The organism is Comamonas odontotermitis (assembly GCF_014207855.1).
Taxonomy (GTDB): Bacteria; Pseudomonadota; Gammaproteobacteria; order Burkholderiales; family Burkholderiaceae_C; genus Comamonas; species Comamonas odontotermitis_A.
This window is the reverse complement of record NZ_JACHKZ010000009.1, coordinates 24,040-48,792: the sequence shown is the minus strand read 5'-3', so window position 1 is coordinate 48,792 and position 24,753 is coordinate 24,040. Positions and strand designations below refer to the sequence as shown.

At 63.0% G+C, this 24,753-nt stretch carries 23 protein-coding genes; 8 read left to right on the top strand and 15 right to left on the bottom strand.

Features of this window, described 5'->3' with window-relative positions; translation table 11 throughout:
- Nucleotides 1-189: 189 nt before the first annotated feature.
- Nucleotides 190-2,649, top strand: a complete 2,460-nt coding sequence (locus HNP33_RS21185) for an Ig-like domain repeat protein (RefSeq protein ID WP_184707559.1) — start codon at nucleotides 190-192, stop codon at nucleotides 2,647-2,649.
- A 109-nt stretch (nucleotides 2,650-2,758) separates the two neighbouring features.
- On the opposite strand, the gene dnaJ is transcribed toward HNP33_RS21185, so the two are convergent.
- The 4 genes from dnaJ to grpE all read right to left on the bottom strand — a co-directional run bounded on the left by dnaJ (nucleotide 2,759) and on the right by grpE (nucleotide 7,014).
- Nucleotides 2,759-3,889 (bottom strand): molecular chaperone DnaJ, encoded by a 1,131-nt coding sequence (dnaJ, locus tag HNP33_RS09115; protein WP_184707557.1) that lies wholly within the window; start codon nucleotides 3,887-3,889, stop codon nucleotides 2,759-2,761.
- 24 nt (nucleotides 3,890-3,913) lie between these two features.
- A complete protein-coding gene (locus tag HNP33_RS09110; RefSeq protein WP_184707555.1) occupies nucleotides 3,914-4,255 on the bottom strand; it encodes a DUF7709 family protein in 342 nt (113 codons plus the stop codon).
- A 169-nt stretch (nucleotides 4,256-4,424) separates the two neighbouring features.
- Nucleotides 4,425-6,353 (bottom strand): molecular chaperone DnaK, encoded by a 1,929-nt coding sequence (gene dnaK / locus HNP33_RS09105; RefSeq protein ID WP_184707553.1) that lies wholly within the window; start codon nucleotides 6,351-6,353, stop codon nucleotides 4,425-4,427.
- Between the two features lie 112 nt (nucleotides 6,354-6,465).
- On the bottom strand, nucleotides 6,466-7,014 hold the full coding sequence (gene grpE, locus HNP33_RS09100; protein ID WP_184707551.1) for a nucleotide exchange factor GrpE: 549 nt from the start codon (nucleotides 7,012-7,014) through the stop codon (nucleotides 6,466-6,468).
- A gap of 293 nt (nucleotides 7,015-7,307) precedes the next feature.
- On the opposite strand from grpE, the gene rpsF reads away from it, so the two are divergent.
- The 5 genes from rpsF to HNP33_RS09075 all read left to right on the top strand — a co-directional run bounded on the left by rpsF (nucleotide 7,308) and on the right by HNP33_RS09075 (nucleotide 10,109).
- Nucleotides 7,308-7,682: a 30S ribosomal protein S6 gene (gene rpsF / locus HNP33_RS09095; RefSeq protein ID WP_184707549.1), complete on the top strand. Its 375-nt coding sequence runs from the start codon at nucleotides 7,308-7,310 to the stop codon at nucleotides 7,680-7,682.
- A gap of 13 nt (nucleotides 7,683-7,695) precedes the next feature.
- Nucleotides 7,696-7,992 (top strand): primosomal replication protein N, encoded by a 297-nt coding sequence (gene priB, locus HNP33_RS09090; protein WP_184707547.1) that lies wholly within the window; start codon nucleotides 7,696-7,698, stop codon nucleotides 7,990-7,992.
- 10 nt (nucleotides 7,993-8,002) lie between these two features.
- Nucleotides 8,003-8,284 carry a 30S ribosomal protein S18 gene (gene rpsR / locus HNP33_RS09085; protein ID WP_184707545.1) on the top strand — a complete coding sequence of 94 codons (282 nt, stop codon included), beginning with the start codon at nucleotides 8,003-8,005 and terminating at the stop codon, nucleotides 8,282-8,284.
- A gap of 12 nt (nucleotides 8,285-8,296) precedes the next feature.
- Nucleotides 8,297-8,749, top strand: a complete 453-nt coding sequence (gene rplI / locus HNP33_RS09080; RefSeq protein ID WP_184707542.1) for a 50S ribosomal protein L9 — start codon at nucleotides 8,297-8,299, stop codon at nucleotides 8,747-8,749.
- 403 nt (nucleotides 8,750-9,152) lie between these two features.
- Nucleotides 9,153-10,109 (top strand): DedA family protein/thiosulfate sulfurtransferase GlpE, encoded by a 957-nt coding sequence (locus HNP33_RS09075; protein ID WP_184707540.1) that lies wholly within the window; start codon nucleotides 9,153-9,155, stop codon nucleotides 10,107-10,109.
- A gap of 39 nt (nucleotides 10,110-10,148) precedes the next feature.
- Here the strand turns inward: HNP33_RS09075 and HNP33_RS09070 are convergent, their stop codons facing one another.
- The 6 genes from HNP33_RS09070 to HNP33_RS09045 form a co-directional block, all read right to left on the bottom strand.
- Nucleotides 10,149-11,399, bottom strand: coding sequence for a putative Na+/H+ antiporter (locus HNP33_RS09070; RefSeq protein ID WP_184707538.1), 1,251 nt, complete (start codon nucleotides 11,397-11,399; stop codon nucleotides 10,149-10,151).
- Between the two features lie 204 nt (nucleotides 11,400-11,603).
- A complete protein-coding gene (locus HNP33_RS09065; RefSeq protein WP_184707536.1) occupies nucleotides 11,604-12,650 on the bottom strand; it encodes a transporter in 1,047 nt (348 codons plus the stop codon).
- A gap of 275 nt (nucleotides 12,651-12,925) precedes the next feature.
- Nucleotides 12,926-13,090: a hypothetical protein gene (locus HNP33_RS09060; RefSeq protein ID WP_184707534.1), complete on the bottom strand. Its 165-nt coding sequence runs from the start codon at nucleotides 13,088-13,090 to the stop codon at nucleotides 12,926-12,928.
- Nucleotides 13,091-13,107: 17 nt separating this feature from the next.
- A complete protein-coding gene (locus HNP33_RS09055) occupies nucleotides 13,108-14,205 on the bottom strand; it encodes a YeeE/YedE thiosulfate transporter family protein (RefSeq protein WP_184707532.1) in 1,098 nt (365 codons plus the stop codon).
- Nucleotides 14,206-14,283: 78 nt separating this feature from the next.
- On the bottom strand, nucleotides 14,284-15,246 hold the full coding sequence (locus HNP33_RS09050) for a sulfurtransferase (protein ID WP_184707530.1): 963 nt from the start codon (nucleotides 15,244-15,246) through the stop codon (nucleotides 14,284-14,286).
- Between the two features lie 155 nt (nucleotides 15,247-15,401).
- Complete coding sequence (locus tag HNP33_RS09045) at nucleotides 15,402-15,947, bottom strand: DUF4256 domain-containing protein (protein WP_184707528.1); 546 nt, start codon at nucleotides 15,945-15,947, stop codon at nucleotides 15,402-15,404.
- A 106-nt stretch (nucleotides 15,948-16,053) separates the two neighbouring features.
- On the opposite strand from HNP33_RS09045, the gene HNP33_RS09040 reads away from it, so the two are divergent.
- Nucleotides 16,054-16,950: a plasmid replication/partition related protein gene (locus tag HNP33_RS09040; RefSeq protein ID WP_184707526.1), complete on the top strand. Its 897-nt coding sequence runs from the start codon at nucleotides 16,054-16,056 to the stop codon at nucleotides 16,948-16,950.
- 1 nt (nucleotide 16,951) lies between these two features.
- Here the strand turns inward: HNP33_RS09040 and HNP33_RS09035 are convergent, their stop codons facing one another.
- The 3 genes from HNP33_RS09035 to hemH are packed head-to-tail and all read right to left on the bottom strand — an operon-like array spanning nucleotide 16,952 to nucleotide 21,335.
- Nucleotides 16,952-19,771: an ATP-binding protein gene (locus HNP33_RS09035; RefSeq protein ID WP_184707524.1), complete on the bottom strand. Its 2,820-nt coding sequence runs from the start codon at nucleotides 19,769-19,771 to the stop codon at nucleotides 16,952-16,954.
- 17 nt (nucleotides 19,772-19,788) lie between these two features.
- Nucleotides 19,789-20,286: a GNAT family N-acetyltransferase gene (locus tag HNP33_RS09030; RefSeq protein ID WP_184749451.1), complete on the bottom strand. Its 498-nt coding sequence runs from the start codon at nucleotides 20,284-20,286 to the stop codon at nucleotides 19,789-19,791.
- On the bottom strand, nucleotides 20,283-21,335 hold the full coding sequence (gene hemH / locus HNP33_RS09025) for a ferrochelatase (RefSeq protein WP_184707520.1): 1,053 nt from the start codon (nucleotides 21,333-21,335) through the stop codon (nucleotides 20,283-20,285). Before hemH ends, HNP33_RS09030 begins: the two co-directional genes overlap by 4 nt.
- Before the next feature lie 71 nt (nucleotides 21,336-21,406).
- Between hemH and HNP33_RS09020 the strand changes: the two genes are divergently transcribed.
- A complete protein-coding gene (locus HNP33_RS09020) occupies nucleotides 21,407-22,150 on the top strand; it encodes an HAD family hydrolase (protein WP_184707518.1) in 744 nt (247 codons plus the stop codon).
- Nucleotides 22,151-22,224: 74 nt separating this feature from the next.
- On the opposite strand, the gene hpnE is transcribed toward HNP33_RS09020, so the two are convergent.
- Together hpnE and hpnD are read right to left on the bottom strand one after the other, a co-directional pair.
- Nucleotides 22,225-23,526: a hydroxysqualene dehydroxylase HpnE gene (gene hpnE / locus HNP33_RS09015; protein ID WP_184707516.1), complete on the bottom strand. Its 1,302-nt coding sequence runs from the start codon at nucleotides 23,524-23,526 to the stop codon at nucleotides 22,225-22,227.
- Between the two features lie 6 nt (nucleotides 23,527-23,532).
- The gene (gene hpnD / locus HNP33_RS09010; protein WP_184707514.1) at nucleotides 23,533-24,375 is read right to left on the bottom strand and encodes a presqualene diphosphate synthase HpnD; all 843 of its coding nucleotides are present in this window, start codon (nucleotides 24,373-24,375) and stop codon (nucleotides 23,533-23,535) included.
- Between the last annotated feature and the right edge of the window lie 378 nt (nucleotides 24,376-24,753).

Genomic DNA, 24,753 nt, shown 5'->3' with positions numbered 1-24,753 from the left:
TGACATCGGCTTTGCACCAGAGGCTGCTGCTCTGCTGCTCCCTACCACATTTGTGTGATGGCGCAATACCTGTTTGCAGTAGGCGATCACTCTCTTGCTACAAGTGCCGGAAATTGGAAATAATGGGCGCGCAAAATATGTTTCTATTTGTGCTTTTATAGAGAAAATTGTTTTACCACGAGGCCCCCCATGAACAACGACCCTTCGCCCAAGACGCCAGCGCCGCCAATACGGATGATTTCTGGCGGGTGGCGAAGCCGTTCGATAGGCGCATTGGTGGTTGCGGGGGCATGGCTGATGGCCAGCACGGCTTACGCACAGAGCTGCCTGCAGGGCGAGACGCCGCTGTCATTTGCTTTCACCGGGGGGGAGCAGACCGCCACCGTGCCGCCGGGCGTTCATTCGTTGACCGTGTACCTCAGTGGCGCGCAGGGCGGGGCTGGCAGAAGCGGGGCGGGAACCATTGGCGGCAGCCCCAATTCGCCCGGAGGTGCGGGTGGCCTGGGCGGGCGGGTCAAGGGTACGCTGGCGGTAACCCCTGGTGCGCCATTGTCCATATGGGTAGGAGGGCAAGGTTCGCAAGCGGTCAACCCAGGGGGCATTGGGCAGGGCGTTGATGGCATCGGCGGGGGTGGTACGGACCTGCGCATCAATGGCAACGCCATCGGCAATCGCGTGGCGATCGCTGGCGGCGGCGGAGGAGGTGGAAACGCGGGGTGGAGCACTACCGTAGTCATCGCAGGCGGAGATGGTGGAGTGGGTGGCGGTGGCACGGGCACCGCAGGAGCCAATGTGCCGGGCGGCCCGGGGCCGTTTGGGGGCGGTGGCGGGGCTGTCGGAACTGGCGGGGCCGGTGGTGGGGGTTGCGGAACCTTTCCCGCCACGGCTGGCAATCCGGCCAATGGCGATGGCGGTGATACCTTCAATTTTTCGGGCTCGTTCAGCGGTGCTGGCTATGGCGGCGGCGGTGGCGGCGGCGCTACCGTGGGCGCCGGGGGTGGAGGGGCCGGCGTAGGAACCACGGCCTGCCAGCAGAACTGGAATGGCGGTGGTGGTGGCGGTGCTGGTGGAAGCTCTGCTGCTTCTGGACTGACGGCGGTGACTTTCTCCAATGGCGTGCAATCGGGCAATGGGGCGGCGCTGATCTGTTTCGCGCCGACCGAGTTTTCGGTGGGTGGAACGGTGTCGGGCCAGACGGGCCCCGTGAGCCTGGAGCTCTCTGCTACCAATCCGAGCAGTACTCAAAGTCTGGTGATTGGACAGGCAGCTTCCAGCTTCAATTTCTCCACGCTGCTGCCGCAGGGCGCGAACTGGGCCATCAATGTTTCTGGTGCGCCTGCGGGGCAGCTGTGCAGTGCCAGCCCGGCCAGTGGGTCGGCGATCAGCGCGAACGTGACGAATGTGGTGGTGAGCTGCACCACTGTGGCTGTTGATGTGACCCCCGTCTCTTTGCCTGGGGGCACGTTTGGCACCAGCTATTCGCAGAGCTTGGCGGCGTCGAGTTCCAATGGCGCGGTGGGGCCGTACAGTTTTGCAGTCTCGGCGGGCACCCTTCCAGCCGGTATTGCCTTGTCGCCCGCGGGCGCACTGTCTGGTGTGCTCGGCGCAGCCGGTACCTTTAATTTCACGATTGGGGCGACTTCGGCCAATGGGTTTACCGGGCAGAGGGCGTACATGCTGAGCGTGCTCCAGGCCGGCCAGGCGATCACCAATATGGCGGCTTCGCCTGCAAGCCCGGTTTTCAGCCAGGGTGGGTCGTTCACGGTATCCGCCAGTGGCGGGGGATCGAGTGCGCCGGTCACTTTTGGCGTGGCATCAGGCAGTACCAGCGTGTGCTCGGCGGGCGGCACCAACGGCTCTCTCATCAGCATGCTCTCGACAGGTACCTGTACGGTGCAGGCCAACCAGGCGGGTGATGCGAACTACCTGGCTGCGGCGCAGCAGGTGTTGGATGTCGTGATCGGCAAGGGGCCGCAGACGATTTCCATCAGCTCTGTGCCACCTGCCAATCCGCGTGTCGGTGGCAATTACGAGCTGGTGACTGTGGCTGGCCCATCGACCGAGCCGCTCACCTTGGCCGTCAGCGGCACATGCAGCCGGGCTGGCAACACTGTCAGCTTTGATACCGTGGGTACTTGCACCATCACGGCGAGCCAGAAGGGCGATGCCAATTATCTGGACGCAGCGGATGTGACGCAGACCATGGTAGTCGCCCAAGGCGGCTCGGGTGTCGATATCGGCTCCAGTTCGAATCCCTCGTTGTCGGGGCAGAGTGTGACGTTCACCGTGACGGTGGCCTTCGATGCCACCAAGAATGCAGCTTTGCAGGCCAAGGCCGCGCCGATTCCTTCGGGGACGGTCGAAATCACCGATGGCGCGACCGTGCTGGGCTCGGCCACGCTGAATGCTGGCGTGGCGACCATTACCACGCAGCAATTGGTTCTGATTGGCGATCACCAGATCGTGGCGAGCTACAGCGGCGATGCGAACTACCCAGCCACGCAAAGCAGTGCCTTTGTGCAGACGGTGACTGCCCGCGCTGTGGAGCAGGTGCCGGGTCTGCAGCCGCTGGCGATTGCATTGCTCGGCCTGGTGGCAGCGGGCATTGGCGCCCTGAGCTTGCACCGCAGGGGTGCCACACGTTCTTAAGCTCAGCCGCCTGACGGCCTGAAATGAAAATAGCTGCCAGTTCTTTACAGATAAGCACTAGCAGCTATGAATTCAATAGTGACTTGCCGCCAAGGCAAGCCCGTGGCGATCAGGTGAACAGATTCTTGAGGCGATCTGCCCACGACTGGTTGTTGGGCGTGTGCTTGGCGCCGCCTTTTTTCAGCGACTCGTCCAGCTCCTTGAGCAGCTTGCGCTGGTGTTCGGTCAGCTTGACGGGGGTTTCGACCACGATGTGCACATACAGATCGCCCGGATAGCTGGCGCGCACGCCCTTGATGCCTTTGCCGCGCAGGCGGAACTGCTTGCCCGTCTGCGTGCCCTCGGGAATGTCGATGGCTGCCTTGCCGCCCAGCGTAGGCACTTCGATCTCTCCGCCCAGAGCGGCGGTGACCATGCTGACTGGTACTTCGCAGTGCAGATCGTCGCCATCGCGCTCGAACACCTCATGCTTGCGCACCCGGATCTCGATGTACAGGTCGCCGGGCGGGCCGCCATTCTGGCCGGGCTCGCCGTTGCCGACGGAGCGAATGCGCATGCCGTCGTCGATACCTGCTGGAATGTTCACTTCCAGCGTCTTTTGCGTCTTGGTGCGGCCCTGGCCGTGGCACGCGGTGCAGGGCTCGGGAATCACCTTGCCGGTGCCCCGGCAGTGCGGGCAGGTTTGCTGCACGGCAAAAAAACCCTGGCGCATCTGCACCGTGCCGCTGCCGTGGCAGGTAGAGCAGGTCTTGACCTGGGTGCCGGGCTTGGCGCCGCTGCCGTGGCAGGTGTCGCACTCATCCCACGAAGGAATCTTGATCTGTGCGTTCTTGCCGTTGGCCGCTTCTTCCAGCGTGATGTCCATTGCATACGACAGGTCGTTGCCGCGGTAGACCTGGGGGCCGCCGCCGCGCCTGCCGCCGCCACCGAACATATCGCCAAAGATATCGCCAAACGCTTCGGCAAAACCGCCAAAGCCTTCACCACCCATGCCGCCGCGCATGCTGGGGTCCACGCCAGCGTGGCCGTACTGGTCGTAGGCGGCACGCTTTTGGCTGTCGGAGAGCATTTCGTAGGCTTCTTTGCACTCCTTGAACTTCTCTTCCGCTTCCCGGGCCTTTTCGCCCTGGTTGCGGTCGGGGTGGTATTTCATGGCCAGCTTGCGGTAGGCCGTTTTGATCTCGACTTCCGTGGAGGTCTTGGTGACGCCGAGGACTTCGTAATAATCGCGTTTGGACATGGTGTTCTTGAATTCTGTGGGTGATTAACCAGCGCCGTGCAGGTACGCCCGGGCATGGATGCCCACAAAGCTGCGGCCGGGATTGTCGCCGTCAATCCATTGCTGCGGCGGAAAAAGCTCAAACAACCCCACCTTGAACAGCGTAGGGATCGCCAGCTTCAGCTCTTCTTCGACTGCGCCGCGCTCGCCGGCGTTGTAGAGCGCGATGTTGTAGAGCATGGTGGCCACGGTGCCGGTCTGCACCCGGCTGCCGTCCTTGAGCGTGACGGCAGGCAATGGGGCCGCGCCATCGGTGATCTTCTGGTTGACACGGTAGAGCTCTGCAACATGCAGTGCGTCGGTCGCAGGTGCTGTAGAAGATGTCATCGTGTACCTTGGATTCCTGAATAAAACGGGCTTTACTCCAAGCCAATAAAGCGCTATCAGTTATAAAAACAATAGCGTTTCCGTAGAAAAGCCATGCCGGAGTGCGGCGATGCGGACTCCGGCATGGGGTTCATTGGCGGTTGGCGCGAGGCCCGGTTATGAGAAGGACTTAGTCCTTCTTCACTTCCTTGACTTCCGCATCCACGACGTTGTCGTCAGCAGCAGCGGCGCTGGATCCGCCGGCAGCGCCCGCTGCGCCTGCGGCCTGAGCAGCCTGGGCGTCGGCATACACCTTCTCGCCCAGCTTCTGGCTAACGGTCATCAGGGCCGTGGTCTTGGCTTCGATGGCGTCCTTGTCTTCGCCCTTCAAGGCCTCTTCCAGTTCCTTCACGGCAGCTTCGATCGCGGTCTTGTCGGCAGCGTCGATCTTGTCACCGTGTTCGCCCAGGCTCTTGTTCACGCTGTGGACAGCGGCTTCGCCCTGGTTCTTGGCCTGCACCAGCTCCAGCTTCTTTTTGTCGTCGGCGGCGTTCAGCTCGGCATCCTTCACCATCTTCTGGATTTCTTCCTCGGACAGGCCGGAGCTTGCCTTGATGGTGATCTTGTTTTCCTTGCCCGTGCCCTTGTCCTTGGCGCCCACGTGCAGGATACCGTTGGCGTCGATGTCGAAGGTCACTTCGATCTGTGGCGTGCCACGGGGTGCGGCAGGAATGCCTTCGAGGTTGAACTCGCCCAGCAGCTTGTTGGCGCTGGCGATTTCACGCTCACCCTGGAACACCTTGATCGTCACGGCAGGCTGGTTGTCTTCCGCGGTCGAATAGGTCTGCGCAAACTTGGTCGGGATGGTCGTGTTCTTGGCGATCATCTTGGTCATCACGCCGCCCAGGGTTTCGATACCCAGTGACAGAGGCGTCACGTCCAGCAGCAGAACGTCGGAGCGGTCACCGCCCAGCACCTGGCCTTGGACGGCAGCGCCCACGGCCACGGCTTCGTCAGGGTTCACGTCCTTGCGTGGATCCTTGCCGAAGAATTCCTTGACCTTTTCCTGCACCTTGGGCATCCGGCTCATGCCGCCGACCAGGATCACGTCGTCGATGTCCGACACGGAGATGCCTGCATCCTTGATGGCGGTGCGGCAAGGAGCGATGGTGCGCTCGATCAGGTCGTCCACCAGCGATTCCAGCTTGGCGCGGGTCAGCTTGATGTTCAGGTGCTTGGGGCCCGTGGCATCAGCGGTGATGTATGGCAGGTTGATGTCGGTGGCAGCCGAGCTCGACAGTTCGATCTTGGCCTTTTCGGCAGCTTCCTTCAGGCGCTGCAGGGCCAGCACATCCTTGGACAGATCAACGCCTTGTTCCTTCTTGAACTCGGCAATGATGTATTCGATGATGCGCTGGTCAAAGTCTTCACCGCCCAGGAAGGTGTCGCCATTGGTCGACAGCACTTCGAACTGCTTTTCGCCGTCCACATCGGCGATTTCGATGATGGACACGTCGAACGTGCCGCCACCCAGGTCATACACGGCAATCTTGCGGTCGCCCTTGCCGCCCTTGTCCAGGCCAAAAGCCAGGGCTGCAGCGGTAGGCTCGTTGATGATGCGCTTGACATCCAGGCCTGCAATGCGGCCTGCATCCTTGGTCGCCTGGCGCTGCGCGTCATTGAAGTACGCGGGCACGGTGATGACGGCCTCGGTCACGGCCTCGCCCAGGAAGTCCTCGGCGGTCTTCTTCATCTTGCGCAGCACTTCTGCGGAAATTTGTGGCGGGGCGAGCTTCTGGTCGCGCACCTGCACCCAGGCGTCACCGTTGTCGGCCTTGATGATCTGGAAGGGCATCAGGTCGATGTCCTTTTGCACTTCCTTGTCTTCGAACTTGCGGCCGATCAGGCGCTTGGCAGCGTAGATGGTGTTCTTGGGGTTGGTGACCGCCTGGCGCTTGGCCGAGGCGCCGACGAGGATTTCGCCGTCGTCCTGGTAGGCCACGATGGACGGGGTGGTGCGTGCGCCTTCGCTGTTTTCGATCACCCGGGTGTTATTACCTTCCATCACAGCCACGCAGCTGTTGGTCGTTCCCAGGTCAATACCAATGATCTTTCCCATTTCTCTAACTCCTTTTATTCCGTTGGACGGTATCCCCGCCCGAATTGACTGTTATCTGTGGCGCTTTTTGAACCCTTCAAGAGGCGGGTTGCAAAAAACGCCAGGAGGTGCGTTATTTCGGTGCAGTCACCGTGACCAGGGCAGGGCGCAGAATGCGGTCCGCGATCATGTAGCCCTTTTGCAGCACACCAACCACCGTGTTGGCAGGCTGGTCGGCAGGCACCATCGAGATGGCCTGGTGGTGGTGGGGGTCGAACTTCTCTCCGGCAGGCGGGTTGATTGCGATGACCTTGTTGCGCTCCAGCGCGGCATTGAGCTGGCGCAGGGTGGCATCGGAGCCTTCGCGCAACTGCTCGGGCGTGGCGTTCTGGATGGACAGAGCGGCATCCAGGCTATCGATCACTGGAAGCAGGCTTTCGGCAAAGCCTTCGATACCGAACTTGCGGGCCTTGGCCACATCTTCTTCAGCGCGGCGACGGGCGTTTTCCACATCGGCCTTGGCGCGCATGTACTGGTCGGCCAGCTCGGCGTTCTTGGCTTGCAGTTCGGCCAATTGGGCTTGCAGATCATTCTGGGCATCGGCCGCGTTGGCTGCAGCCGCCGCTTCGATCTCTTCCGGAGACAGGGGTTGACCGTCCATGGGGTTGAGGTTGTCTGACATTGTTCTTTCTCGTATTCCCTAAAAACAAAAACTCTGGAGTGCATGTGGGTATGCACGCCCGCTTTTCAAGGGGGAATGGCGGCGTGGCGCGGAAAAATGGCGCCTGCCCTGCCATTGCCCCTGTTACCGCCCGGCTTTTACCCGGGTGGTGGGTTCAAACCTGTGCACATTGACAGGGTTTACCAGGCTTTTTATAATGCACGGTTTCCCCTTGCCACACCGCAACAAGACGCGCTTGAAAAAGAATTCTATTTTGAGTGAGATGCGGGTGGCGCAATCCATAAGGAGTTTGCATGCGTCACTATGAGATCGTGCTGCTGATCCACCCCGATCAGAGCGAACAGGTTCCAGCAATGCTGGAGCGTTACAAGGGCATGATTACGGCCGGCGGCGGTAAGATTCACCGCGTTGAAGACTGGGGCCGTCGTCAACTGGCCTATCTGATCAACAAGCTGGCCAAGGCCCACTATCTGTGCCTGAATATCGAAGCCGACCAGGCTGTGATGGCTGAACTGGAACACGCGTTCAAGTTCAACGATGCCGTGCTGCGCCAACTGACTGTGCAGAAGAAGAAGGCTGAGACCACTCCTTCGGCCATGATGAAGACCGTGGAGCGCGAAGAAGCACGCAAGGCCAACCAGGCTGAGCACGCTGCCGCCGAGCGTTAATTCACAGTAGGAGGTGGAGAACCGCGTACTTGTGACAGCCGCCCTCGCAGAGATCAAGATTCTGCGATTTACCCCGGCGGGATTGCCTGCGATCGATGTTGTGCTGGAGCACCGCTCCACCCAGACCGAAGCCGGGCAAGCAAGACAAGTGAACGCGCTGCTCAAAGCCGTGGCCTTCGGGGCACTGGCAGAGCGGATTGCCCGGCAGGCAGTAGGAAGCAGCTGGATATTCCAGGGGTTTCTCGCCACACCGCGCAACAGCAAATCGCTGGTTCTGCACATCCAGGATATTCAACCAGATACATATTGAGAGGTCCGAAATGGCCACGTTCAAGAAATTCAACAAAGACAAGCGCCCCAAGCGCAACACCCAGTCGCTGCTGTTCAAGCGCAAGCGCTTCTGCCGCTTCACCGTGACCGGCGTCGAAGAAATCGACTACAAGGATGTCGACACCCTGCGTGACTTCATCGCCGAAAACGGCAAGATCATCCCCGCACGCCTGACCGGCACGCGCGCCATCTACCAACGTCAGCTGAACACTGCCATCAAGCGCGCTCGCTTCCTGGCCATGGTTCCTTACTCTGACCAGCACAAGATCTAAGGAGCACGAAACATGCAAATCATTCTGCTCGACAAGGTTGTGAACCTGGGTAACCTGGGTGAGATCGTCAAGGTCAAGGACGGTTACGCACGTAACTTCCTGATCCCTTCGGGCCGCGCACGCCGCGCTACCGAAGCTGCCAAGGCTGAATTCGAAGCCAAGCGCGCTGAGCTGGAAAAGGCTGCTGCTGAAAAGCTGGCCGCTGCTCAAGTGCAAGGCGAGAAGCTGGCTGGCCAGACCGTGAAGCTGACCCAGAAGGCTGGCGTTGACGGCCGTCTGTTCGGCTCGGTGACCAACCACGACATCGCTGACGAACTGAACAAGATGGGTTTCCAGGTTGTGAAGTCGCAAGTGCGTATGCCTAACGGTCCTATCAAGACCGTGAGCGAAAACACCGTGGAAGTGGCTCTGCACACCGACGTGGTGGTGGAAGTCAACGTGTCCGTCTACGGCGAGCACGTCTAAGCATCCGTGCGGCTGGCAGCCACGGCTGCCGGCATGCGCTGCAAAGGCAATGGGTCTTCGGGCCCATTGCCTTTTTCTTTGGGCCTGCTGGCGCCCACCTCCAAGGGGTTGTCCAAGGAGGCGCTGAAATTCTATAAAGGCAGCGACTTGCGCTTGCCAGTATTGGACTTGAGCGATTTTTGTATTTGATTTCACGCCATGGTCTACGCAGCCTGCTATGGTTTTTGCATCAGCCTTTGTGCCGTTGCCGCCGGTTGCTAATGCCTCGAGCGCCACGGTTTTCCTGGTTCCATTAATGTTCTGGGTTGGCAATTCCTTTTCGCCACCTGACTGCAATGCTGTATGGCGCTTCTGGCAGTGCCATGCGTGCGAGGAATTTCCAGTTTGGAAGAAGGCCCATCACATGGATTTCATCATCGTCCTGATCCGCGAATACGGCGTGGGGATCGTCTTTCTCAATGTGCTGATTGAGCAGTTGGGTGCGCCCATTCCTGCGTACCCGGTTCTGATGGTGACGGCAGCCATCCACGGCGGCGCGCTGGCAGACCAGTTGCAACTGGTGGCCGTTGCGGTGTTTGCGGCGCTGGTGGCCGACTATATCTGGTTCGTACTGGGCCGCCGCTATGGCCGCCGTGTGCTCTCGCGCATCTGCAGGATTTCTCTCTCGCCCGATTCCTGCGTGCAGAACACCGAATCGGTGTATGGCCGCTGGGGCGCCAAATCGCTGCTGGTTGCCAAGTTTGTACCGGGGTTTGCATCCATTGCCAGTGCCCTGGCGGGGGCGGTGGGCACTACGCCAGGCCGCTTTGTGCTGTTTGATGGCCTGGGGGCGTTGCTGTGGGTGGGCTCTGCGGTGTTTCTGGGAGGGCTGTTCAGCTCTACAGTGGCCGATTTGTTGGCCGTGCTCGCGCAACTGGGCCAATGGGGCTTGTTGCTGCTGGCGCTGGCGTTTACCGTGTTCATCGCCCGGCGCTGGTGGAGCCGCCGCCAGGTGATACGCTCGCTGCGCATGGAGCGGCTGACGGTGGCCGAGCTGAGCGATATGCTCCAAGGCGGCGAGCAGCCCGTCATTCTGGATGTGCGGCCCAGCATGGCGTTTGATGCCTCGCACATTCCCGGCGCGCATTCCTACGATCCACTGCACAAGGGGGCGGTGCTGCCCGCCATCGATCCGCAGGCGCAGGTGGTGGTGTACTGTGCCTGTCCCAACGAGGTATCGGCTGCGCGCGTGGCCCAGCTGTTGCGAAAGGCGGGCATACCCAGAGTGCGCCCTCTGTTGGGGGGCATTGATGCCTGGGTGGATGCGGGTTACGGCGTGCACGGGGCCGCCGCCACGCGCCAGGCTGCGCCCTCGGCTTGATGGGTTTAAAACCAGCCGATGGCGCTTGCCGGGCTTTCGTTAAAACATCAAAAACAATAGCGAGGCGATGGCCGTGGGCAGCAGGGCGCCCAGCAGCAGGCCGCCAATGCTGATGGAGGCATTGCTGAAGCCCTGTTTGAGCAGCGCAACCCCTGCCGGGTTGGGCGCATTGGCGATCACGGTGAGGCCACCGCCCGCCACGGCGCCTGCCATCAGCATGTACTTGGCAGCATCGCTCATGCCGCTGATCTGCGAGCCCAGGTAGGTCAGGGCGGCGTTGTCGGTGATGGCTGTGAGCCCCAGCGCGCCGAAGAACAGGGTGAGCGGGTCCATGCTGGCCACCAGTGGCTGCAGCCACCAGCTCTGCAGGCCCCCCAGCACCACGAGGCCCGCCAGGAAGAATCCCACGAGCAGCGCTTCTTTCAGGATCAATGGGCTCTGGTAGCGTGCATAGGCATGTGTATAGCCCAGAAACAGCAGAAAAATACCCAGAAACAGCACCGCATGGTGCGCCAGCATCACCACGGCAGCCAGCAGGACGAGATGGATGGCCACGACGGACCAGGGAATGGCATGCGCCGCGCTGTCTGGCTGTGCTGTGCTCGCCACCAGGCGCTTGCGAATCACCCAGGTGGCAAGGCTGGCGTTGATGAGCACGGCAATCGTGGCCTTCCAGCCAAAATGCTGCACCATGAAGGCGCTGTCCCAGCCCCAGGCGCTGGCCACCATCAGCACCGGTGGCGCTGCGTACGATGTGAGCGTGCCACCAATCGACACGTTGACGAACAGCACGCCCAGGGCCAGGTATTTGTAGCGGGAAGGCATGGCGGGCGTGAACACCAGTGGCGCCAGGGTGAGGGCGGCGATCGTCATGGCGGCAGGCTCGGTGATGAGTGAGCCCATCAGCGGCACCACGGCCAGCCCAAGCCACGCCAGCGCCAGCGGCGTAGGCAGCGGTACTGCCTTGGCAATGCCTGCCAGCAGATTCTGCACCGTTGCCACGATGGGACGTGAGGCCGCCATCACCATGACGACGAATACAAAGAGCGGCTCGGTGTAATTGCGCGATTCGGCGTAGCCAATGGCTTGCTGCGGGCCTGCGACGACAGCCATGGCGGCGATCAGCACCATGGCCCAGAAGCCGAAGACGATTTCTACCTCTCCCAGCAGATGGAAGACGCCAGCATGGCGGGGATAGCGGTGCGAGAGCCGCTCAAACTGTGCGGCAAGGAATGTGTGGACGAGGGCAATGGCAAAGATGCCTGCCGCGAGAATTTCGATCGAGGGCATGGAAGGTGTTTTTCCCATGCAAGGCTGGTGAAGAGCGGCTCATCTCGGCGCACTTCTGTCGGATGCGCGGAGGCTCCGGCAAGGCTCTACCTGCATTGCACAAACCGCGAGGCGGCCCGACCTTCGCTACACCTGCCGCTGCACCCTATGTGACGACACCCTGCCTCTATTTTACGCGAGTGGCGTATCCGGCCCGCTTCGGCTTCAAATATCCCTAGGCCCGCGCCGCTTGCGGATGGCCCAGATGGCCAGCAGTATGGAGAACGCCACCACCACGCCCATGACAATCCAGAACCCCAGCGGGTCCTGGCTCAACGGAATGCCGCCCACGTTCATGCCGAAAAGGCCCGCCATCAAGTTCACCGGCAGGGCTAGAACCGTGATCATCGTCAAGGTATAGAGCGAGCGGTTGGTGTCTTCGTTGATGCTGGCAGCCATCTCTTCCTGCAGCAGTTTGATGCGCTCTTCCAGCGATTGCATGTCGCGCAGAAAAACCGAGAACTCCTCGCTGGCCGCGCGCAACGCCTGCCGGTCGTCATTGCCCATCCAGCGCGGCGGTGTCTGCAAAAGGCGCAGCAGCGCCGATGGCTCCGGTGCCAGCAGGCGCTTGAAGCGTACCAGCAGGCGGCGCAGCGCTCCGAGCTGGCGCGGGCGCATGGGCACGCGCCCGCCCAGCATCTGGTCTTCGATCTGGTCTACGCGCTGGGTCACGTTGCGCACAATGCGCACCAGCACATCGGCCTGGGCACGCAACAGGCGTTCGAGCAGCTGGGTGCTCGACTCCGGGATGTCGCCCTGGCGGATCTGCTGGCGCAGCGTATCGACGGAGCGCAGCGGATGTGCGCGCGCCGAGATCACCATCCGTGGCGAAACCTGGATCCACATGGTATGGATGTCGCCAGACTCGAAGTTGAAATCGAAGTCGATGTCGTTGATGACCGCCAGCAGCGAATCGTCCAGCCGCTCGATGCGGGTGGAGGCGACGCCGTCGCGCAGCGCCTCAAAATACTGCTCATCGAGCTGGCCGTACTGCTCCAGCCAGCGCAGGCAGTGGGCATTCGACAGGTTGAAATGCAGCCAGATGAAACCATCGGCAGCTTGCGGGGCGGCCAGCCATTCCTGCGCCTGGTCGGCGGTCAGCGGCTCGGCTGCCGCCGTGCCCGCGAAGGCATAGCCCCAGATGAGGCCGCTGTTGTCGGGAGGGGTGAAGAAGGGAGGCGTCCCTGCGGTCGCCGTGGGCTCGGAAGTCAAGGCTGCTGCACTCCGGCGCAATCAGAGCAGGCGGCCGTGCAGCCTGCACGCCCTTTGTGGGTTGCCTGAAGTGATGGTTGCTGTTGTTGGCATGGCGGAGTCGGTGAGGACATGGAGCCCGATTGTTCGCTCGTCATATGACAGAAATTTGACAGATTTTCGACAACGAGATGCGTCTGCCTATGCGGCGGGCCTGCCAAGGCGTAAAAAAACCATGTGGGCGAAAAGCCGCACATGGTTGTGGGTGGTCGTGGCGGAGAGGCGTGCCGGGGTCTTCAGTCCGGCATCGAGCAGTGCCCGCCGCTGGCATGTTGGCCGGAGCCAGCGGCGATCAGGGGCGCCTCAAAGCGCAGATCCACCGGCTTGCTGTGGCTGTAGTCCCAGGCAATGAATGCGACCAGCACGATCCAGAAAGCGCTGCGTAAAAGGGGGATGTTCATGGCGGTTTTCCTTGTGCTCAGAATCCAAAATGGCGGCGGACGCGCAGCCCGAAAATCGTCCCGGCAAAGGCCAGCGGCACCCAGATCCAGCCGTGGATGCTGCCAGTGCTGATGCCCGAGAGCATGGCGCCCACATTGCAGCCAAAGGCCAGGCGCGAGCTGTAGCCCAGCACCAGCCCTGCAGCAAGCGCCACCAGCCATTGCGTGCCGGTCAGCGCCTTGGCCGCAGCCGGTTTGCCTGCGGCAATCCACAGGGCGCCGGCCAGGATGCCGATGTTGGTGATGCTGGTGATGTCGAGCAGCACTGTTTCCTGCAGACGCTGGGCGTTGCCGGGCTGGCTCCAGAACCAGTTGGTGCCGAGGTCAACGAGGCCCGCGCCGTTGGCCACCTTGGCCGCCCACAGGCCAAAACCGTACACCACGCCCCAGGGCTGGCCTGCAATGACGAGGTTGAGCGTGGCAAAAATGGCAAGGCCGATGGCCCCCATGACCCATTTGCGCTGCCACACCGGCGGCGTACTGCGCTGCTGCGTAGCATTGGCCTTGGCGCAGTAGGCCTGCACGCCCAGGCCAATCACCAGCAGCGCCGCCAGCGTGGCGCCCAGCGCAGGCGCCCAGCCCCAGGTGCTGACCAGGCCCACGGCGGGCATGCGGCCCAGGTCAAGCCACCAGCCCAGGTGTATCGATCCGAGAAAGCTGCCCAGCGCGAACATTGGCAGGATGGCCGTGTTCATGGGAATGCCCATGCCTGCCTTGTACAGCGTGCCGCTGCCGCAGCCGTCGGCAATCTGCATGCACAGGCCGAACACGAAGGCGCCCACCAGCAGGCTCACGCTGGGCGGGCCGAGGGCAGCCGTCAGCTCGGGGTAGTGGCCCAGCAGCGGCATGGCCATGGCAGCGGCCAGGGCCAGCAGCAGCAACTGGCCGAACACGCCGCGTGGGTCCTTTTCTTCCACCAGCATGCGCCAGCCGGTGGTAAAGCCAAAGCGCTGGCCTGCCAGGATGGCGCCCAGGCCGATGCCAACCAGGAAGAGCGCCGCCTGGCGCGCAGAAACGCTCCACAGCAGCCAGCCAAAGAAGGCAGCCATCAGGATCGACAGGGGAAATCGCTTCATATCCATGCGCGGTAATACTATAAAAATAATAGCTGCTGGCACATCACAGGATTGCGCCAGCAGCCACAATGAATTGGATTATTTGAACTTGCGCTGCCACCACTGCTGGGCGTCGTAGGCGAGCGACTGTGCGCGGCCTGGCTGGTTCTGCATCGCGGGCGCATCGGGCTGCTGCGTCCAGTCAACCATCGAGCCCGCGTAGAGCTTGACGTGGGGCAAGCCAGCCATTTCACTCAGGCCAAACCAGTCGGTGGCGGCCCAATGGCCGGTGTTGCAGAAGGCAACCGTGTCCTGGCCGTCCTGGCGGGTGATCTTCTGCGCGATCTGCCGGGCCGTGTCGCGGTCCACGAATTGCGCCGTGCCTTTGACGAACCACTGGTTGAAATCCAGCTGCTGCGCGCCGGGCAAGGTTCCCGAGAGCTTGGCTGCCGGTGCGCGTGTTTCGCCCTTGTAGAAGGCGTCGGGACGCGAATCGACCAGCGCTGCATTGCTCAGGTCCACATGCTGACGCACCTGGTCGCGTGTGGCGATCAGGCTTTCGTCCAGGGTGGGCTGGTAGCTGCTGGCTGCCACCTGTGGCACTTCGGTGCTCACAGGCTTGCCACCGGCCACCCAGCTCTTCATGCCGCCGTTGACGATGGACAGCTCTTTGAGGCCCAGCACCTTCAGGCTCCAGTACACGCGCGCCATGGCGCCAAAATCGGTGGCATCGGCGCCTGTGGACACGACCACGGCGTGGCTGGCAGGCGTCAGGCCCAGCGATTGCACCAGTGCCGTCAGCTTGGCGGTGTCGGGCAGCTCGCCCGGATTGGTGGCCGGGCCACGCCATTTGCCATACGGTGCATTGAGCGCGCCGGGAATATGGCCCTGCGCATACAGCTTGGGTTCGCGGATATCGATGACCACCGGCGCAGGCGATGCCTGCTGGGCAGTGGCGAGCTCGGCCGGGGTGAGCAGGGGCTGGGCTGCATGGGCAGCGGAGGCGAGCCACGAGGTGGCTGCCAGCGCGCCGGCCACGCTCAGCAGGCGAATGGTTTTCATGGCGATACCGTTTGGTTTTCTGACAGCCGGTATTGTCCCGCCATCTGTGGCGCCGCGAATCTATTCTTAAGGATTGAATATATGGCGATAAGGTTATATGCAATCCAGGAATATCAACTGATTGGTCGCCACCACAGCCGAGGCGCCAAGCCTGGTCACACCTCGATGCAGGCCCGAAAGCCGCGTGCGGCGTAGTAAGACTGCACGCCGTTGTGGTAGGTGAACACGCGGCCATAGCGCCGGTCGCCAAACAGGGCGCCTCCCAGGGCGCGCAGGGCCTCGGGCGTGGCCAGCCAGCTCGATGTCTTCAGGTCGAACTCCCCCAGAGTCTGCAGATGGTGGTACTGGGCTTCGTCCAGCATCTGCACGCCCATCGCTGCGGCCATGCCGGTGGCGCTGCCTGCGGGCTTGTTTTCCTTGCGCGCGGCAAGCGCTGCGTCGTCAAAGCACAGGCTGCGCCGACTTGTGGGGCTTTCGGCAGCGCAGTCGCAGAACAGCACACTCCCGCCTGCGGCGCCTGCGCCGATCACGTCGGGCTCGCCGCCCGAGGCCTCCATCTGCTGCAGAGAAGACAGCGCATCGGGCGCGGCTTCCAGGCGGCTCTCGACGCTGGCCCAGGTGATGCCCGGATGCCGCTGGGGATGGGCGTCAAAGCGCGCCTTCAGGGTGGTGATGAGTTGCTGTCGTTGCGTTTTGTTCATGGTTGGCAAACCCTTGTCAAGCGGCTGCTACTGTCGCGCACTTCTACAATTGCTGCAACCTGTTATTGATTTGGACAACGGCGGCGCCAAGCCGCCGTATTGCGTGATGGATATTGTTGTCAACGAAGAACTCAAAGCCTATATCGACCCCTTGACCCCTGACGAGCATGCCGCGCTGGAGCGCAGCATTCTGGCCGAAGGCTGCCGCGATGCGCTGGTACTGTGGGGCAATGTGCTGGTGGACGGCCATAACCGCTATGGCATCTGCCAGAAGCATGGCCTGCCGTTCAACACCGTGCAGAACACGCATTTCCAGTCGATGGAAGATGTGTACCTGTGGATGATCGACCAGCACCTGGGTCGCCGCAGCGTGTCTGACTTCCAGCGTGGCGTGCTGGCGCTGCGCAAGCGCGAGATTCTGGAGCACCGCAAGCTGGAAAAGGCCCACCCGGTGGCGGCAGCGCCTTCGGCAGAGGGCGAGGCGACGGCCGTTGCCAATGCCGATGAGGCGTTCTCGCCCGTGGACGCGGCCGAGCTGGAGAAAGTGGCCACGCGCGAAGCCATTGCCAAGGCCGCGCGTCTGTCCAGCAGCCAGGTGGCGCAGATCGAGAAAATCCAGAAAAGCGCCGCGCCCGAGCTGGTGGAGGCGCTCAAGGCTGGCGATATTTCGATCAACGCCGCAGCCGTGGTAGCTACCTTGCCGCGCGAAGAGCAGCAGGCTGCCGCGCAGGGCGGCAAGGACGAGCTCAAGCAGGTCGTCAAGCGCGTGCGCGAAGCCAAGCGCAAACCCAAGGAAGACAAGCCAGAGGGCGCTGCAGAACCCGCGCCCAGCGCCGCCCACGGCGCCGAGGCGGTGGACGCGGCACTCGACAAGGCGCAGCAGCAGATCAGCGACCTGCGCGCCCGGGTGCAGGAGCTGGAAACCGAAAACGCCCAACTGCGTTTGCAACTGGCCGCTGCGGCTTCGAGCGACCTGCCGGTGCCGGACGAATCTCCGTTCTAACTCAAGATCGGCTCTGCTGCGCCAGATTACGCATCTGGCGCTGGCGGGCCCGTTGCGCACGCGGGCGGGCCGCTTCGGCCTTCTGGCAGGCCAGGCGGTATTGCAGCAGGGTGGCTTCGGCGCCCTGCATCACGGCGGCGGGCAGGCGGCGCGGCGCTACATGGGTGTCGGCCGGTACATCGCACTGGCCCATCATCAGCGCAATGCCCTGGCTCACATGCTCGGCGGTATGCACATGGAAGAGCCCCGCCTGCACGGCGTCCACCACGCGCTGGGCCAGCATCAGGTGGCGCTGGTTGCGTGCGGGGATGAGTACGCCATGACTGCCGTCAAGACCTTGCTGGGCGCACAGGTCAAACCAGCCTTCGATCTTTTCGTTCAGGCCGCCCACGGGCAGCACCTCGCCATGCTGGTTGAGCGCCCCGGTCACGGCAATGTTCTGCAGCAGCGGCAGGCCCGACAGCGATGACAGCAGCGCATACAGCTCGGCGCAGCTGGCCGAATCGCCTTCGACGCCGCTGTATTCCTGCTCGAACACCACCGAGGCATTGAGCGCCAGTGGCGCCAGATGGCCAAAGAGCGCCGTCAGGTAGCTTTGCAGGATCAGCACGCCCTTGTCGTGGATGGGGCCGGAGAGGGCGACTTCGCGCTCGATGTTCAGCACCCCTTCCTGGCCCGCGTAGGTGCGTGCGGTGATGCGGGCGGGCAGGCCGAAGCGGTGGTCGCCGGTATCGATCTGCGACAGGCCGTTGAGCTGGCCCACGGCACTGCCGGCAAACGAGATGACGTGTTCGCCCTCGGCGATGGCGTCGTGCAGCGCTTCTTCCATCGCGTTGTGGCGCATGCGGTGTGCGGTGAGCGCAGCTTCCACATCGGCGGCCTGCACCAGGCGGCCCGTGCCCGATTGGCGGGCGCGCTGCGCGCTTTCGATCAGCAGGGCTTCGAGCTGGTTCAACTGGCCGCTCTGGCGCTGCTGGTCATCGGCCTCGCGGTGCGATTGCTCCAGCAGCCGCGCCACGGCGCTGGCGTCGCAGTGCGGCAGCTGGTAGAGCGCGCAGCGCTGCGCCATCAAGGCGGCAGTGGCGCGGTAGGTGGCAGCCGTGGCCTTGAAGTGTTCGGCAAAATCGACCTTCACGCGAAAGCGCCGCGCCATGTCCGGGTCGTGCTCCTGCATCTGGTAATAGCTCTCTTCCGAGCCTACCAGCACGAGCTTGAAGTGCAGCGGCAGCAGCTCAGGCTGCATGCCGCCGCTGTTGCTGGGCCCCTGGGCGGCGTGCACGTCGTCGATGCGCAGCTGGCGGGTGCGCAGCACGCGGCGCAGCGCTTGCCAGCAGGCTTCGTCGCCGACCATGTCGCGCAGGTGCAGCAGCAAAAAGCCACCATCGGCGCGCAGTACGCTGCCCGCGCGGATGCATGAGAAATCGCTGCGGTGTTCGTCGTCTTCGGGCGGGTCGATGGTGCCAAACAGGTTGCGCAGGCTGGGCTGGTCTTCGGTGATGACAGGCGCTCGCGTCTCGCCATGGTGATCGACCACCAGGTTGAGCTGGCTGAGCTGGCGCAGCGCCTGGCGCCGGGCTTCGAGGCGGGCGCGGGCGTCGTCGCGCGCATCCTGCGATTCGCCTTCGCCTTCGATGCTGTCTGTGGTGTCGAGCAGGGCATCGGCATCCTGCGCGATGCTGCGCGGCACCCACAGCGCCATGTTCTTGAGCCATTCGGCCTGCATCTGCGACAGCCAGCGCTGCAAGGTGGCGGCGTGTTCGGGCGCGGGGCTCAGGCCCTCAAGCGCCTGGGCAGCACCAGCCTGCCACAGCGGTGTGGCCAGCGACTGGTAGAACAGGTGGAGCGCCGCATCGCGCGCGCTGTGTGCCTGGCGCAACTGGCCGCGAAACTGGGCCAGCTGCAGCCGCAACTGGTATTCCAGATCGATGGCCGGGGGCGCTGGCTCGACTGCAGCAGAAGCGCTGGCAGACGCCTCTGCGCCTGCAGTGGCGTGCGGCGCGCTGTCGCTGTCTGCAACCGGCAGGTTGAGCTGCACTACCACGGCGCCTTCAGCGGGTGCCGTGGCGCTGAAGGCTTCTGTGCCAAAAGCTTCTGTACTGATAGCTGATGGCGCTTGTCCATACTGCGCCAACGCCTCATTTTCTTCAAAAATCTCGTTGCTGTCCTCGGCGCCGGGCTCGGCCTGGGCGTTGGGGTCTGCTGGGCTGGGACTGTCGGTGTTCTCGGCAGGGTCGGCCGCCGATTCCACCACCAACTGGCCTTCCTCGCGGCGAATGCGCAGGCCTACGCTGCTTGCCCAGTCGCGCAGGCTGGCAAAGCCCGCCTCTTCGGCCTGGCGTGCCTGGTTGTAGAGCTGCTCGATCTGGCGACGGTGCTGCGCTTCGTTGACGGCCTTGTCCAGCTGCTCGGGCAGCTTGTCGATCAGCCCTTCGATGCGCTTTTTCAACACGCGGCCCTGGCCCGCAGGCAGGCGCACCGCCAGCGGCCGCTCGGGCACGGCAAAGTTGTGGACAAAAGCGATGTCTGGCGCTGCAGGGCGGCGCGCGGCCTCGGCCTGCATGGCCTGCCGCAGCAAGGAGGTGCGGCCGCTGCCTTCTTCGCCCAGCACAAACAGGTGGTAATCGGGCTGGTCGAGCCCCAGGCCAAACTCGGCAGCCGCCTGGGCACGCTGCTGGCCGATCCAGGAAAACGGCTCGTTCACCAGCTCGGCGGTGCTGGCAAAGCCCAGGCTGGCGGGGTCGATGGTCAGGCGCAGCTGGCGCGCATGCAGCAGCTCGGCGCAGACGGAGGAAGAAGCGGCAGGAATGCGGGAATCAGACAATGGGGAGTATTCCTTGGTCATTGGGGAGCTGGGGCTGGCACAGCCAGCGCCAGGTACATGATGTGCTGTGGCCCGTAGCTGCCGCCCAGGTACAGTTCGCCGGTTGCCACGAATCCGCTGCGCTGGTAGAGCTGGTAGGCCGCATCGTTTTTGCAGTTCACCGTCAGGTACAACTGGCTGGCGGGCAGGCCCAGGTGATGAATGTAGGCGGGCATGGCCTGCAGTGCCTGCCGTGCCAGGCCCTGGCCCTGGTAATTGCTGCCGACAAAGAAGGAGCGCAGGCCCAGGGCACCTTCCGGTGCAAACGGATGGCTTGCGGAAAACTGCGCGTCGAGCCGGAAAAAGCCAACGGTCTGGCCGTCCTGCACCATTACGTGGCGGCTCACGCCCGGCTGCTGCGATTGCAGGAGGGCATCCAGATCACCGATGAACGGCTGCTGGTGAGGGTGGATGGTCAGCTGGCGTACCTGAACTGCCCAGGAGGTATCAGCTTCAAGAGGGCAAAGCTGCATCATGCGGGCCTCTGCGCAGGGCTGGCGCCTTGGGTTGACCAGCCCTGCAGATGCTGCTGGGCCAGCTCGGACAGTGCGGTGATCCACGCGGGCTGGTCGTTCAGGCAGGGAATGTAGTCGAACCGCTCGCCGCCAGCGTGCATGAAGGCTTCGCGCACCTCCTGGTTGATCTCTTCCAGGGTTTCCAGGCAATCGGCGGCAAAGCCGGGGCACATGACCTGCACATGCCGGGTGCCTTGCTGCGCGAGGGCGATCAGGCTGGGTTCGGTGTAGGGCTCCAGCCACTTGGCCTTGCCAAAGCGCGACTGGAAGGTGACCATGTACTCGCCCTCACGCAGCCCCAGCGCTGCGGCCAGCAGCGTGGCAGTTTCCCGCGATTGGTGCTCGTACGGATCGCCCAGGCGCACATTGCGCTGGGGAATGCCGTGAAAGCTCAGCACCAGCTTTTCGGCGCGTCCCTCCTGCTGCCAGTGTTTGCGTACCGATGCGGCCAGCGCGGCAATGTAGCCGGGGTGGCGGTGGTAATCGTTTACGAAGCGCAGCTCGGGGAGGGCGCGCACGCCACGGCTCCAGGCGCCCACGGCGTCGACCACGCTTGCCGTGGTGGTGGCCGAGTACTGCGGATACAGCGGCAGCACCAGTACCCGGCTCACGCCTTCGGCCACAAAAGCGTCGAGCTGGCTCGCAATGGAAGGGTTGCCATAGCGCATGGCAGGCCGCACCCGTACGCGATGGCCGGCTTCGCCCAGCCAGCCGCGCAGCAGCTTGGCTTGCTTTTCGGTCCAGACGGCGAGCGGAGAGCCTTCGGGCATCCACACGGTCTGGTACTTGGCGGCCGATTTGGCAGGGCGGGTACGCAGGATGACACCGTGCAGCAGAGGCTTCCAGACTATGGGCGGAATCTCGACCACGCGGGGGTCGCTCAGAAATTCGGCCAGATAGCGGCGGGTGGCGGCGGCGGTGGGAGCGTCGGGCGTGCCCAGGTTGCACAGCAGGATGCCGGTGGTGATCTGGGGTTCGGTGCCGGAGAGGGGGCTGGGGCTTGAAACCATGCGGCCATTGTCGCAGCTTGGCCGTGGGGGTGAGGGCCAAGGACTTGCTCAAAGTAGGCAAAATACATGCCATGCTTGATATTGACCGTATCCGTGCCATCAGCCTCGACCTGGACGACACCTTGTGGCCCGTGCTGCCCACCCTCAAGGCAGCAGAAGCGGCGCAACACCGCTTTCTGAGTGAACATGCTCCTGCCACGGCTGCCCTGCTGCAGGACAAGGTGGTGGCCGGGGCCATTCGCCAGTCGGTGCGCGACGATTTTGTGCACAAGGCCCATGACATGACGCATTTCCGCCAGCAGTTCATTCGCCGCGCGCTGCTGCAGGCTGGCGAGGACGAGGCGCTGGTCGAACCCACGTTTGCGCAGTTTTACGCGGCGCGCAATCAGGTGACATGGTTTGCCGAGGTGGAGGATTCGCTGGCGTGGCTGTCGGCGCGCTACCCCCTGGTCGCCGTCTCCAACGGCAATGCGCGGCTGGACTGGGTGGGGCTGGCGCCCTGGTTTGCAGCCTGTGCCAGCGCCCATGAAGTAGGCGTGGCCAAGCCTCATGTGGGTATTTTCACGGCGGCATCGCAGGCGATTGCCGTGCCGCTGGCAGCCTTTCTGCACGTGGGAGACGATGCCGCGCTGGATGTGGAAGGCGCACTGGCCTGCGGCATGCAGGCAGCCTGGGTGCAACGCCAGGAGCTGGATTACCACCAGGCTGCCGCAAGCGCCACCCATCTGCAGTGGCCGCTTGCCAGCCAGGCGCCTCAGGCCATGGTGCGTGATCTGGCCGAGCTGTGCCTGTTGCTGGGGCGGCCAGATCGATGAACCGCTGTTGAAAGCAGAGAAATCGGCTTGCCGCGATTGTCAATACTGCGCAATATGCTCTTGATAGGATAGCGCTAAAAATGGGCCAGCGCACGTGCCGCCGCAACGCCGCTGCGCACGGCGCCTTCCAGCGTGGCGGGGTAGGGGCCATCGATGTAGTCGCCGCAGGCCACCAGTGCTGGCGCCACCTGCATATCGGGCCGGGCAAGGCCCGGCGTGCAGGCAAAGGTGGCGCGCTTTTCCACCACGGTCTGCAGCGGCTGCAGGGCCAGGCCCAGCTGGGCTTGCCCCTGGGCGATGACCTGCTGCTCGATCTGTGCCCGGCCACCAACGCTGGTGCTGATGACGAAAGCCAGCAAGCCCGCCGGACCACCCAGCTGGCCCCGGTCAAACACGAACTGCGCAGGATGCTCGGCGGTATTGCGCAGCGCAAGCAGTGGCGCAGGCAGGCTGTGGCCTGATGGTAGCGTGGCCGGGTTCCAGGCGTAGACGGTGGCGATGGCCGTATGCTCCAGCGCGCAGGCAGCCTGCAACCAGTCGGCTGCGGGTATCTGTGCGCCAGCCACCAGGCGCGCTGCTTGCCAGGGCGACGCTGCCAGCACCACTGCATCGAACGGAATGCCCTGAACCAGCCAGCCGCCCTGGGGCGCGGCGCTGAGGTGCTGCACTCGGCGGCTGGTATAGCCGCTGTGGCCGCGCGCTGCCAGCCACTGTGCGGCTGTTCCGGGAAAGAGGTTGCCCAGGTCGATCTGCGGCAGCCAGAATTGCGAGCCTTTGCGGGTGGCAAACAGGCTGTCTTGCAGCACGCGCAGGAAAACGCGGCCGCTCGCCTGGCTGATGGGCGTGTTCAGTGCTGATATGCACAGCGGATCAAAGAACTCGGCCAGCAGGCGCTCTGGCAATCCTGCGCACAGGTCGGCCACAGTCGCCTTCGGGGCGCAATCAAAGCCCTGAAGCCGCCAGCGTGTGGCTCGGGCCAGTAGCTGCGCCCGCTCGGCCAGCGACCAACCTCGGGCGCTGGCGATGCCCCACAGCGCGTCCCAGGGCGTGGGCCAGTCTGGAAACCGGATGCCGCTGCCATCGGGGTAGCGCATGGACAGCGGTACCTGCGTGAAAGCTGCCTCGGCGTGGATGCCGACGCGCTCCATCAGGGTGCGGCAGGTGGTGTAGGCACCAATCAGGATGTGCTGGCCGTTGTCGGCGGTACATGTCTCCCCGCCGGGCAGTTGCAATGCCAGGCCACGCGCACGCCCACCCCACTGGGCAGCAGCTTCGTACACAGTGATCTGGTGCGGTGTGGAGAAGGCCAGCTCCACCGCTGCGGCCATGCCAGCCCAGCCGCCGCCGATGATGGCAATGCGCTTGTGTGTCGCCATGCCAGCTTACATGCGCCCTAGCGCCTGCACGCGCCAGGCCAGCCACAGCTTGCGCAGCGGCGTGAGGCTCACCCGCTGGTGCAGCACCTGAAACTGATCGGCCTCGATCTCGCGCAGCAGCGTGCGGTAGATGCTGGCCATCATCAGGCCGGGTTTTTGCGTGCGCCGGTCCTGCGGGGGCAGCAGCGCAAGCGCCTCGTCATACAGCCGGTGCGCACGCTCGGCCTGAAAACGCATCAGCGCGGCAAAGCGGTCAGAGTACTTGCGGTTCAGTATCTCGTGCGCCTTCACATCGAACCGCTGCAGCTCCTCCACCGGCAGGTAGATGCGGCCCCGGATGGCGTCTTCGCCCACATCACGGATGATGTTGGTCAGTTGAAACGCCAGCCCCAGCTTGTGGGCGTATTGCGTGGTCTGCTCGCTGGTCTGGCCAAAAATGCGCGCGGCAACTTCGCCTACGACCCCTGCCACCAGATGGCAATAGCGCTGCAGGCCTGCAAAATCGAGGTAGCGCGTCTGCTCCAGATCCATCTGGCAGCCTTCGATCACCGCCAGCAGATGTTCGGCCTTGATCTCGAACGGCGCGGCGTACGGCATCAGTGCCTGCATCACCGGATGGCTGGGCTGGCCGGCAAAGCTCTTTCTGACTTCGGACTGCCACCAGGCCAGTTTGGTGGCGGCAACGCCCGGGTCGCTCACTTCGTCAACGACATCATCCACTTCGCGGCAAAAGGCATAAAAGGCCGTGATGGCGGCCCGGCGATCCTTGGGAAGAAAGAGGAAGGCGTAGTAGAAGCTGCTGCCGGATGCGGCGGCCTTGTCTTGAACGTACTGCTGGGGCGTGGTCATAGGGGGCGTATTGTCCCATGGCACAGGCGACTGTCGGGAGTTGCAGAGCTGGCTGGAAGGGCGTTGCCAACCACCGATCTATGAACCCGCCAGTGCAAGCCTTTCATAGATGCAACCGAATGGCGCAAACTTTGTGCGGAAAATACTCTGAAAGTTGTTGACAGTTGGATAAAACCATCAATTTTCATGAGAAATTTTTGAAATTTTCTTTTAAAAACAAAAACTAAGTATTTCTATCTATTGGTGCTCAGGAGGGGGCCGTGTACCCCATAAATTGCAATTTTGTTGCTAAACGGATTCGGTGTTCGATAGTTTACATATATCTAAAAGTTTATTTCAATACAATGAAGCTCTCCAAGGAGGGGGAAGAGGAGAGCA